The organism is Psychrobacter sp. 5A.1 (assembly GCF_030407455.1).
Lineage (GTDB): Bacteria > Pseudomonadota > Gammaproteobacteria > Pseudomonadales > Moraxellaceae > Psychrobacter.
Genome location: NZ_JASDDJ010000084.1, coordinates 1 through 10,953, shown reverse-complemented (window position 1 = coordinate 10,953; position 10,953 = coordinate 1). Strand labels below are relative to the sequence as shown.

General features: G+C 41.5%; 10 protein-coding genes and 1 pseudogene. 3 read left to right on the top strand and 8 right to left on the bottom strand.

The features are described 5' to 3' along the window. Window positions 1–467 precede the first annotated feature (467 nt). Window positions 468–1,190: a CHAP domain-containing protein gene (locus QL982_RS13415; RefSeq protein ID WP_060492333.1), complete on the top strand. Its 723-nt coding sequence runs from the start codon at window positions 468–470 to the stop codon at window positions 1,188–1,190. A 1,368-nt stretch (window positions 1,191–2,558) separates the two neighbouring features. Here the strand turns inward: QL982_RS13415 and QL982_RS13410 are convergent. The 7 genes and pseudogenes from QL982_RS13410 to QL982_RS13380 all read right to left on the bottom strand — a co-directional run bounded on the left by QL982_RS13410 (window position 2,559) and on the right by QL982_RS13380 (window position 6,540). Next, window positions 2,559–3,527, bottom strand: a complete 969-nt coding sequence (locus QL982_RS13410; protein WP_060492332.1) for a DNA-binding protein — start codon at window positions 3,525–3,527, stop codon at window positions 2,559–2,561. Between the two features lie 141 nt (window positions 3,528–3,668). Further along, window positions 3,669–3,965, bottom strand: coding sequence for a hypothetical protein (locus tag QL982_RS13405; protein ID WP_045448295.1), 297 nt, complete (start codon window positions 3,963–3,965; stop codon window positions 3,669–3,671). Beyond that, a pseudogene (locus QL982_RS13400) lies at window positions 3,952–4,238 on the bottom strand (BrnT family toxin). Before QL982_RS13400 ends, QL982_RS13405 begins: the two are co-directional and overlap by 14 nt. Window positions 4,239–4,246: 8 nt before the next feature. Continuing rightward, window positions 4,247–4,462 carry a type II toxin-antitoxin system RelB/DinJ family antitoxin gene (locus QL982_RS13395; protein ID WP_045448298.1) on the bottom strand — a complete coding sequence of 72 codons (216 nt, stop codon included), beginning with the start codon at window positions 4,460–4,462 and terminating at the stop codon, window positions 4,247–4,249. A gap of 84 nt (window positions 4,463–4,546) precedes the next feature. Further along, window positions 4,547–5,500 (bottom strand): replication initiation protein, encoded by a 954-nt coding sequence (locus tag QL982_RS13390; RefSeq protein WP_045448300.1) that lies wholly within the window; start codon window positions 5,498–5,500, stop codon window positions 4,547–4,549. A gap of 329 nt (window positions 5,501–5,829) precedes the next feature. Then, on the bottom strand, window positions 5,830–6,000 hold the full coding sequence (locus tag QL982_RS13385) for a hypothetical protein (protein ID WP_157292455.1): 171 nt from the start codon (window positions 5,998–6,000) through the stop codon (window positions 5,830–5,832). Between the two features lie 198 nt (window positions 6,001–6,198). Beyond that, entirely contained in the window at window positions 6,199–6,540 is a 342-nt protein-coding gene (locus QL982_RS13380; protein WP_045448302.1) for a hypothetical protein, read from the bottom strand. 261 nt (window positions 6,541–6,801) lie between these two features. Here QL982_RS13380 and QL982_RS13375 point away from each other — a divergent pair, with 261 nt between their 5' ends. Continuing rightward, complete coding sequence (locus QL982_RS13375) at window positions 6,802–9,453, top strand: MobA/MobL family protein (RefSeq protein WP_060492331.1); 2,652 nt, start codon at window positions 6,802–6,804, stop codon at window positions 9,451–9,453. Between the two features lie 25 nt (window positions 9,454–9,478). Continuing rightward, window positions 9,479–10,435, top strand: a complete 957-nt coding sequence (locus QL982_RS13370; RefSeq protein ID WP_201615423.1) for a hypothetical protein — start codon at window positions 9,479–9,481, stop codon at window positions 10,433–10,435. A gap of 188 nt (window positions 10,436–10,623) precedes the next feature. Here the strand turns inward: QL982_RS13370 and QL982_RS13365 are convergent, their stop codons facing one another. Further along, entirely contained in the window at window positions 10,624–10,899 is a 276-nt protein-coding gene (locus tag QL982_RS13365) for a hypothetical protein (RefSeq protein ID WP_045448311.1), read from the bottom strand. Between the last annotated feature and the right edge of the window lie 54 nt (window positions 10,900–10,953).

Below are 10,953 nucleotides of genomic sequence, written 5' to 3'. Positions count from 1 at the left end.
GTTAAACCCTATATAGCATAATTACTTCACCCACTAAAAAAACGTTTGAGGATTAAATCTAAATTAAGGATTTAATCCTCAAACGTTTTTTTCTGCTTATCAAACAGGAGATATTGTTGTCAGGTTGGTCAGCTATATTCTATAAATGTTACACGAAATTACATTATAAAATAGGTATTTTTTATCATTTTATAAGCTTAAAAAGAGCTTTTATCAGATTTTTATTAGTGATGACATGCTTTACAGCCTATGCTAAAGTCCGATTTGTGTTTTGGCTAACAGTTTGACTTCCAATAAATTTATAAGGTTTTAGCGAAATCGTTGATAATGCCGGCCGCCTATGGAATAAGGGTTTGCAGCATAATTATTAGTCACCACAATGTGTATATTCTTGAGTTGTTGAGATTTAATTGACTGCTCTGTTATGGACAACAGACCATTTTGAATTAACCGTAGGTATTAGATTTATGAAACAGGCCTTATTGATTTTGTCAGTACTGGGTATGGGCATAGCACAAACGAGTACTGCTGCTGTAACGACCTTTCAAACAAGTAATAATATAACCAATATTTCTGCGGCATCAAACTACAGTTCGTCAAAAAATATTTATAGCACCAAAAGTGGTGCTTATGTTTCTAGCAATGATGAAATCAGTCAAGCAATTAGCAACTTAAGTGCGCAGGCTCAACAAAAAGAGAAACAGCTTTCGTTATCAAGTAGCCGCTTATATGCTGAAAGACAACAGCAGCAAGTCAATACTATCCCTGATAGCAATTCAGCACCCGCTATCGCTGCTGCTCGCGCTTCACGAGTGGCTCTATCTAGCAGCTCTGGATACTGTGCCCGTTACGTACGTAAAGCACTACAATCAGCTGGTTATGAGTTCACTCCAAATCCTTCAGCCTATCAGTACGCTACTCGTGGCACACTTGATAAAGCAGGTTTCAGCAAAATCAGCAATGATATGCCAACCCAAGTAGGTGATGTTATTGTCTATGATCGCTCATCAAAGCGTCCACATGGCCATATTCAAATTTTCGATGGTACAGATTGGATTTCTGACTTCCGTCAGAACAGTATCAGCCCATACAGTGGTGTCTATGCTTATACGACATGGCGTGATTCAAAATATGTGGATGACGCATCCGCATCAGATCGTAATATCTACCTTGCTATGAATGATAAATAAGACCTGAGAAGTCAGCACAACATATTTATTGCTTTTCTCCAACCCAGTAGTGATCTTACTATCATTGCTGGGTTTTTTTGTGCTTAACATCAGGGTGTATTTAACCTTTCATGATTTGATCAGTCAGAAATAGACACTACTGATATCATTACTCATTACAAGAATTATCGGCAAGCGCGTTTAAGATGCCACATGATACCGCTTGTGCACTACCTGCACATTTCTGGCGCAAAACTGAGAAATTTTTGGATTGCTAGCATTACAAGACAAATTACGAAACGACGCTCATGAAGATGTGGCTTAGCTCAAAGCGTATGGGTAAACCACCCCGAGTTCGTCGTACTCTCTAAGACTGTTTAGTCTCCGAAAACCTGAGGCGGTTCAGATGGTTTTTTGAGAGATTATGACACTCTCAAAGCGATTTGAAGTACTTGAGAAAGTTGATTATGATAGCACCTAAAGATTTACCAGAGTCATATCGAAAGACTAAACAAAAAAATGCCTCTGGGAGTTGACTCCTAGAGGCATTTAGTTTTTAATGTAGCTAACGGTTACAGAGTGCGTCAACACCCTGTAACGAACAAATAAGCATACGCAGTGCGTTATTTGAACAGCATTAAATGCCCGTGTAGGTGCATTTTATCCAAAAACTGCTTTCATATCAACCTTATTCACTATACATTTTAAAAACTGCTTGTTCGCTCGTTACATCCTTGTGCTGCTCTCTTTGTACCCGTTACCCGTCAAATGGGTGGCAGGCCTCGGCGACGACTGCGTTTGACACAGGGGTAAGCTCTCGACAGGGGGTTCTAGACATATTGAGCAACGCAATGAGTGGTTACTCGTGCATATCGTAGCGGTATATTGGGTTTATGCCCTTGCTAGCGTATGACAGCACAGTAGCGGTTAAGAGCGTGTCTAGGCGGTGCTATCAGCCGTAATCTTAACAACCGTAGCTTGATACAGTGATACGGTCTTGATGACGCGATGGGCGATGAAGTCGGCATGACTAATCACATCAAATCCAAGGAATGCACTAAAGCGATTGTGAGTATTTTATCTACTCATAATCGCTTTAGGGTGAGTGTTCCTTGAAATCTGCTCAAGGCTCCAAAATCAGCATAAATTCACTTAGGCTAATTTAAGTAGTATATAGCCCACTCGGCTATATACTATAAGAGTCCAGAGAAAAATTTAGAATAGTTATTATACAGCAGTCACTTATTCAGTGAGTCGATATTGTCATGGTTGATTCATAAGCTTAGTGTGAATAGAACGAGATCTATGCCTTGGGTAAACTACCTCCCAAACTTATAACTGTTCTTTATCTTGAAATCCTAATTAAACTGAAACCTCGAATACTTTTATTTAGTCAGCATCCAAAGTATTATCTTTGTTTTGAATAAGTATTAGAGCATCTTGTGCTTTCTTAAGTTGATCTTGTAACAGAGTCACTTGTTCCTGCTTTGATAAATGACGGCTTGATAGCTCGCTATATTGTTTATTCAATACGCTATGCTCAGCTTCAAGCTTAGCCTGTGTTTGAGTCAACTGATCGTTGAGTCCTGATAGTTTGTTACGCTCAGCGATTATGGCCTTTAACTCCCCTTTAACCTCTGCTGTGTCAGTCGCTATCTCATTGCGTTCAGTAGTGACTTTCTTTAGCTCATCCTTAGTCGCGGTCAGTTCTATTTGCAGACGTGAAATTTCTGCTTTATCGCTATGAGCAGTGGCTTCAAGCGTGGCCACTTTTGATAAGTTGACGTTAAGCTCTTTTGCTTGCTGGTCAAAGCTGCTGTGTAGCTCTGCAAGTTGCACTTGGGCTGCATCTGTTTTAGCTTGCTCAAGCTCAAGCGCGTGCTGAGTATCACTGAGCGTCTGTAACAGCGTATCACGCTCAGCAGTCATTTGAGCTGTACTGATTGCTGCTGCCTCTGCCGTTGCTGTGACTTCATCGAGCTGTACCAACAAATCGGCTTGTTCACTCTCTAGCGTTTTAACCGCCTCTTGCGCCTCATCTGTTTCAGCTTGTGCCTTGGCCTTAATACTCTCTAGTGCCTCACGCTCTTTCACCAAGCGATCATTAGCGATATCAATGGCCGTCTGCCACATATCCGCACCAAGCGCTTGTAAGCGCTCAGTGATACCACTTGGTAGCTCAACCTGTCTGAGCTGCTCTTCTTCTTGGTTATCCTGACGCCAAGACTTCATCGCCTCACTGATGGTTGTGAATGAACCACCGCCCAAAGCCTTACGCACCTCAGCTAATGTTGGCTTAATTCCTTGTTCTTGCAATTGGTCGGCAGTAGCATGAATTTGCTGAATAGTGATGGCCATCATCATCGTCCTTAATTTTGTATGAATAAATATGTAATTGTTGTATATTATGTATGTAGTATAATACAATTTACAATATACTACAATACAAAATATAAAAAAACCTCAAGTGATCTTGAGGTCACGGTCATTAAATTATAGTTAGTGATCCGCTAAGTATTCTTCTAGCGCATTATTGATCATTTCTTGATAGTCACCACCTGTTTGCTTGGCTCTATCCTTAAACTTGGCAATGATACTTGGGTTGATGACGCTCGCTTCAGCAGAGAACGCTTGCGGCTTAATACTGCCACGGATAGCGTTTGACCAATCCGTAACTTCTGGAATATCTGATAAATCAATATTGTCATCACTAAGCGTTGCTAAATATTCTAAGTCCGCTTGTTGCTTTGCCGTTAGTGGTGGTAAATCGTCTATTTGATAGCTAACCTTGTTCATATTGCCTCCTCTCACTCTTTGTGGCACGCCTAGCCGAGATAATGCGTATAACCTCGCCACCATCTATGTCTGTCTGCGTATGGGCTACTAATAAGACTGCTGTGCCGTCTATTGTACCCAGCGCCTGCCACCGCTCCTCACCATTTTCATACCTGTCTTGCTGACGCAGGCATAAAGGATCTAAAAAACCCGGGTAGCTGCCTCAAATGATAAACGGTGTTTGCACTGATTGGTGATGTTTTTTTGTTCATCCCATTCAAATCTAATACTCATCTTTTCTCTCAATCAGTATGCTCTTTATAGATTGGCAATTCATCTTGACTGACAGCTGCTACTTTCTGATACTCAAAAGATAGTGGCACTTTATTGGTTTGCGCCACTTGGGTCAAAAATAATTTGATCGCTTGAGACGGTGTTAATCCATAGCTTTCAAATACCGAAAAAGCATTTTCTTTTAGCTCTTGATCGAGCCTAATATTATAATTAGTTGTCGTCATAACATCACTTTTAGCTTATTTATGTACATATAATATAAGCCATTTGTATAGGCTACGCTAGCTCAATTACTCTTTTTTTCTTTGCTATGATTTCTGCTTAGGGAACGTATAGCCTATCGCCAGTAAGTGCTTTTTGTGGGTCTTTAAAAAAGCCTCATCTCTTAATTGAGTGTGTAACCAACTAATAACTTCTTGAGTGCTTTTACCTGATGGTGCGTAACTACCAAACGGTGAGTAGTTAGCCAACAAAGGGGCAAAACGATCAATTTGCTTAACGGTTAGAGGTGGGATATCTCTATCCTCATTATTCTGATTTAGGCCCTCCTGTCCTTTTTTCTTAGTTGGCTTGGCCTTGACGGTGAATGTCAAACCTGTAACTGTGCGTCCACGTTTGATGTTTTCATAGGTGATTTTGATGTCGGTTTTCTGATTAATTTCTTTTATGGGCCCATCAACTGCATTCTCTTTCAAATTGTTGATGCGCTCATACGACTTAGGCGTGCCAAGTTCTTGCCTATATTGATCTAAAGTCATAGAAAAACCACCCTTCCCCTCAGACTTTTTTGCTAGATGGTAAAGGTCTAACGAGTAAGTCAATTTGAGGTTTAAGATATCTTCTTTTAAATATTTAGTGTAAGGGTTGAGCTTATCAAAAACCTGAAGTAAGTATATTACCTCATCTGTAAAATGCATCGATATATAGCCATCTGCATATTTCGACCTGATTAGCCATTGAACCTCTGTATCATCACCATCCTTATCCTCATAAATGAATGTACGCTTCATTAATTTTTTGCTAGCTGATTTCATTTGCTTATAAGCCGAGTTTCTATCTATTCCGCTAAGCTTAGCAAATTCAGAAGACGCAACCTCTATCGGTGTTTTTTCAGTAGCATTATTAACCCTAACCAATGGGCTCGCTAGAATAATGATGCGCTTCTCATCAATAGACATCTCTCTAAAAGCTTGAGTAATTTTATTCTGCATAACAATCCATTTTTCAGGATATTTTTTTTCGTATAGCTCGACATCATTCATTATGACAACCTCATTATGCTAGTTACTTTAAGATACTAGCATAATGCGGGATAAAAGTAGCATTTAAACGGGATAAAAGTAGCATAATGCGGGATAAAAGTAGCATAATGCGGGATAAAAGTAGCATAATAGAGTGCGTAACCCTTTAATAGCAAAGCTTACAGACTGTCTAAAAGTCTTTAAAAGTTTTTAAAAGTAAAAAATATATTTTTATTTTAAATAATAAGGAAAAAACCAAAAAACCGACGGATTTAAGATGATAATTTGATCGACCAATCACTTGTAAAACTGATCAGTAGCTCAGAATGCAATTGTCCATTTACTTAATGTTATTCCACGTTCGCATGGTTCGGATCAAGCTTAGATCTTTGAAGATCTTCAAAAGCATGGTCAAAGATATTTTGAATATCTTCGTCTGTCATTCTGGACAACCCTGTTTTCACATTCTCAATATCAGTCTCATTTTTTGTAGATAGTTTGTCTTCATTTTCAGTAGCCATTATCGACACATCTGTAAACACTTATCAAACCGTTGCTAAAAAGCCTAGAAACCACTCTTATATACGTTTTACGCTCTGTCCGATACGATGGTAGCTAAAGCTATTCTAAAACGCTTAAAACAGCCGATAACCGTCTCCTAACCTTTCGCTAATTAGTAGACGATCCAGCTGTACCTTCAATTAGGCGATTTCTAGCAGCTACTGTGCTGATGAGTAAGCATCAAGCAATGAACCGTGGTCACTGTCCTGACTGCTTTTAGGTGGTGTAAAGCTGCTTGGTGTTTCCTTAGCCTCACTTTGCATCTTATGAGCGATTGATTTTAAAAACTCACGGTGCTTTTTTAAACGAACGTACCTTTCATTATCATGGGCGTCTAAAAATATAGCTTGTAGTTCATGATTGTCATCATCGTCTAATGCGTTGGCTAACCATTCCCCCAACACCTGATGTGCCTCAAGTCTGTCCTGATTGATTTCTTTTTTAATAGCCTGTAACTGCTTTATCTTATCTGCGAATAGATCATCTGATATTACTGACATTATCTCATCCTTTTCTAGTCAACTATGATAGAGTTGATCCTAGCAGTGTACACATAGGGATGCAAGGTAGTAAAATACACAAGACCACATTGTTTCGTGGGCGCAGTAGTATTTTAACCCTCTGTTAAGAGCGAACTTAGGAGTTTGTGTAAAAAAGACCCACAAGGGGTACTGTTTTTTTACATAAACTCCGTCGTTCGGCAGGGGGCGAACCCCCTACAACCCCCAAAAAATCATCTCTCAATATTGGGTTTTTTTGCTATGAATAATAAAGGGTTTCATCTGTCGGTTAGCGCCGTTAGTAAGGCGAAAAATCATAGCGTGGTGGCAAAGTCGGCTTATAATTCTGGCTCAAAACTGGTTGATGAGCAGTCAGGAGTCGTCCACGATTACACCAGTAAAGCTAAAGACAAAATCTTAAATTTAGTGGACAGTGATGGTACTAAATACACGCAAGTTATTGAGAAAAATGTGATGCATACGGCGTTGATAACGCCAACTCTTGCTGGGGATTTGGCGGTAACGCGTGAGGGGTTTTGGAATGATATCGAACGTATTGAGACTCGTAAAAACGCGCAATTGGGTACTGAGATTGACATGATGTTTCCTGAGGGGATCACGGCTGATCAGCGCATGGTGCTGGTCGAGCGCTACGCTCAAACCTTATCTGATCGCTATAATGTGCTTGTCGATGTGGCCATCCATCGACCCCACAGTCATGAGAAACATGTGGGGAAAGGTGAAGTGGTTGAGCTGACCAGTAGTAACTTTCATGCCCATATTTTACTCTCAAGCCGTGAAGTATTAGCGGATGCGGATAAAGGTTATGTCTTATCGAAGCGTAAGAATTGGACACAGTGGTCAACCGGTGAGCGGCTATCCAAAGGACTAAATGGGCGCGGTGATGAGCTTAAATATCAACGCACCCTTTGGGCGGATATGGCTAACGAGCTATTGCCTGAGAATAAAGCGATCAATGAGAAATCGTACCGTGAGCAGGGCATTAATCGTTTACCAAAAATGAAACTGGGCAAGTCATTGTATAAGGATGTCTTAAAAGGTAAGCGCTCAGTGATTCATGAATACAACGAGACAATTGATGAGATCAATGCCTACATCGAAAAAAATGGTCTGGTAATTGAGTATGACGACAAGGGTCGCATTGATCTTGAGAGCAACGCACAAGAGGTTAATGGCGTTACAGTGCATTATAAAAAGCGTAAACCCTTTGCGCGACTTGAGCTTAGTAACATTCGCTTGGTGGATCCCGCCGCTGAACTGACACCCGCTACCCTTAAAAAGGACAGTCAGACTCATAGTGATGCGGCCAATGATGACGTACTTGATGAGCTTTTAGTGATCTCAGACGATTTTGAGCAGCAAAAAAAGATGGTACGCAGCGCCTTATTCTCAACCATTGATAGGCTGCATGAAGAGTTAGCACACCAGTCTAAACAGACCATCACTATTGACAAAAATATTAAAAGCACACCGAGGTTCACCGAAGAGGTGGGACAGGATTACAGCACGTCCCGCCAAAAAATGATTGAGCTTACCAAGCAAATAAACACAAAAGAGAAAAGCGAGGCTCTAAATGAGGCTTTAGCGTTGGTTGAGCAGTTTAGACAAGACGACACCTTACAAACGGGCCGCGCCGTTACAAGTCTTGAGAAGCAACTGTCACAGATTGATAAAATAGTGCTGAACAATAAAGCGGTGCTAAAAAAGCTGATCCCGCTTAATAATGAAGTCGTTGCTGACTACAAAGGGTTAAAGGCCACCCTAAAACCATTTGCCGCAAAGCTGAATAAACTGGCGACTGGCTTTAAAGCACTTGATGAGATTGATATTGAAAAATCCGACTTATCCTTACAGTGGGATCAAGCGTTTGCGGATCTACAAGAGATAGACGTCACCAATAACATGGACACTTATCATAAGTTTGCCGCATTTGCAGATCTGGATGTTGAGCGCCTTAAATACCTTGAAAAAGAGCGTGAGGCGCTCAGTACGTTAAAAGCAGTAGAGGTAGACGCGGATGCTTACACTCGTTTAACGGCATTGACCGCTGATGTTAAAGCGTTTAAGACCACAAATAATGAAGACATCAAACAGTTAAAGCAGCAAATTAATACCAGTCAAAAAACCTATCAGCGCCTGTCGCCGTTTTATGAGCAGCGTATCGCCTTACTGGATCAAAGTGAAGCTGTGATTGTGCAAGATGATGACCTATACGATGAGATTACCCGTACCAAGACCACTCAATTGAACGCAGATCGGCTTGATGACTGGCGCAACCGTACGATGGTGCTTCACCACCAGCTCAATAAAGCACATGAGCAAGCAAAGCTTAAGGAAGAGGCTGAGCGCGCACGAGAGGAGGCTTTAATCAGGCGGCGAGTAGCTTTACAACAGAGACGGCAGCAGGCATCTCTTAAGCGTCAGCGAATCAATGAGACCAAAGCATATCGAGATCGATTTGACAATTTAGTGGTACGGGTGCGTGACCGCGTTGATACCCTTGATTTTAAGGCCGTTGATGCACCGATCGAAGTGATCAACGCGGCTGAGGCGGTTGCCGCACAAGCATTTATATTCACCACTCTAAAACGCGCTGACAGCTTTACGACACTACAAAAGAGTTTACGAGACACCGATGCCAAAAAAATTGCAACGCAGGTGCAGAAGGCAGCAACATCGCTGTGGCAACAGCTTGAGCGCTTGCCTGACAATCAAGATAAGGTCGAGGTATTAACCCAGATCAATGAGCGCTTTGAGCACGTTCCTGCTATCACCATAGATGCGGCAACGCTCACGCAAACCGTGACAGATCATTTGCAAAAAACGAAGAGCGCTATCCAAGCGCATGAACAAGCACAAACACGCCGCTACCCATCACCACGTCCATTTTAGGCGGCATTATGATAATGAGCATCCCATGAATAAAGACAATAGCAATGAGCAGGACATTCACGACGAGCTTATTAATCTCGTGACCAGACTCAAACCTGTGATCGAAGCTCTGCGAGCACTGATTGGACAAGCTGACGATGTAGTGGCAACGCGCCTTGATCACTCTCTTAGCCGTATCGATACCAAGATAGATGAGATGACTTCAGTTACTCAAAAGCTGGATGGTAGCGCAAGCAGTGCCTCGAAGGCATTGAGTCAGTATCAAGAACTTGTATTAAAGCAGCTTCAAGCGGCAGTGACCACCTTTACTGACACTGAAATGCCGCGTCGTTATGATGACAAAATAGCGGGTATCATCACCGATATGAAACAGCAGATTGATACGGCTGTACAGGCGGTCGTCACTGCTAAAAACGCCAGCATAGAGGCGCAAGTGATTACCATGCAAGCGGTGGCTGATAAGCTTGGCGCTAGTGCGGACAGTCTTGCACTCTTTACCAATCAGTACCAAGCTGGTCATAAGCAGATTATTACCGATATTGAGGCGCTTGAGACCGCTACAAAAAAGCGGATTGGAGAAGTAAAAGAGGAGGCTGAAAAAGACTTGGATAAGATTTACAAGTCTATTGAGTCCATGAGTATTAAAAGGATAGCAGCAGTGGCCGCCGCCTGTATGGCAGCTGTGATAATAAGCCTTGTGGCCCTGATCTTTTGGTATGTGCCAAGCTTTGATGAGATTGCAGAAATGAGACAGCAGCAAGCAGAGCTACAGCGCGGCATCGATGAGCTTGAAACGGGTTGGAAACAGGCCTTTAATAATGCTCAAAGTGCGCAGTTTATTTTGGCTTGTGATGTTAATAAAGAGCAGCCTGATGCAATCAGCTGGTGCGTTAGAGCAGACAGTAAGAGTGTTTTGAGAGATGAGAGAGGCTTTGTTTATTATAAAATAGCTGGGGTGCCGCGTGCAAAGCCGACTGAGTAAAGACGTATGGTAATAGCGAGCTATATTGCCCAAAAGTGCGTCTTCTGAAACATATAAGACTGAAAAAAGGCTTGTTTGATTGTCGTTATCTTTGTCTATATTAAAAAGCCAGATAATGACACTTTATCTGGCTTTAAGGGTTATTGTTTCTTGTTAAACAAGAAGTCTGTAAATATAAGCTAAAGTGACTAGGCTGCTTGGTCAGTATGAGCTGTGACCAACTCTATAAAAGCAGTTTCAAGGGTACTTAACGCATAATCATCAATCATAAGACCGTCATCTATCTGTCGTTGCACCCAGACATAAATCGCTTCATCATTATAAAGAATAGCGTCAACACCAAGTAATGATGCCAGTTGTACGCCTTGCTGTACTTGTAAGCTGAATAACAGCTGAGAGGCTAAAGCTTTAGTCTGTTCACTAAACCAAGCGCAGCTGTTGAGCCGAGATAGATTGTTATTCATTGGTATTCTCCTGTAGATTATTGTGTATAAATAATGGATAAAATGACTTACTAC

Excerpts from the sequence above, each read along its gene's own strand:
- QL982_RS13415 (WP_060492333.1), top strand. The coding sequence starts at position 468 with ATGAAACAGGCCTTATTGATTTTGTCAGTACTGGGTATGGGCATAGCA.
- QL982_RS13410 (WP_060492332.1), bottom strand. The coding sequence starts at position 3,527 with ATGGCCATCACTATTCAGCAAATTCATGCTACTGCCGACCAATTGCAA.
- QL982_RS13405 (WP_045448295.1), bottom strand. The coding sequence starts at position 3,965 with ATGAACAAGGTTAGCTATCAAATAGACGATTTACCACCACTAACGGCA.
- QL982_RS13395 (WP_045448298.1), bottom strand. The coding sequence starts at position 4,462 with ATGACGACAACTAATTATAATATTAGGCTCGATCAAGAGCTAAAAGAA.
- QL982_RS13390 (WP_045448300.1), bottom strand. The coding sequence starts at position 5,500 with ATGAATGATGTCGAGCTATACGAAAAAAAATATCCTGAAAAATGGATT.
- QL982_RS13385 (WP_157292455.1), bottom strand. The coding sequence starts at position 6,000 with ATGGCTACTGAAAATGAAGACAAACTATCTACAAAAAATGAGACTGAT.
- QL982_RS13380 (WP_045448302.1), bottom strand. The coding sequence starts at position 6,540 with ATGTCAGTAATATCAGATGATCTATTCGCAGATAAGATAAAGCAGTTA.
- QL982_RS13375 (WP_060492331.1), top strand. The coding sequence starts at position 6,802 with ATGAATAATAAAGGGTTTCATCTGTCGGTTAGCGCCGTTAGTAAGGCG.
- QL982_RS13370 (WP_201615423.1), top strand. The coding sequence starts at position 9,479 with ATGAATAAAGACAATAGCAATGAGCAGGACATTCACGACGAGCTTATT.
- QL982_RS13365 (WP_045448311.1), bottom strand. The coding sequence starts at position 10,899 with ATGAATAACAATCTATCTCGGCTCAACAGCTGCGCTTGGTTTAGTGAA.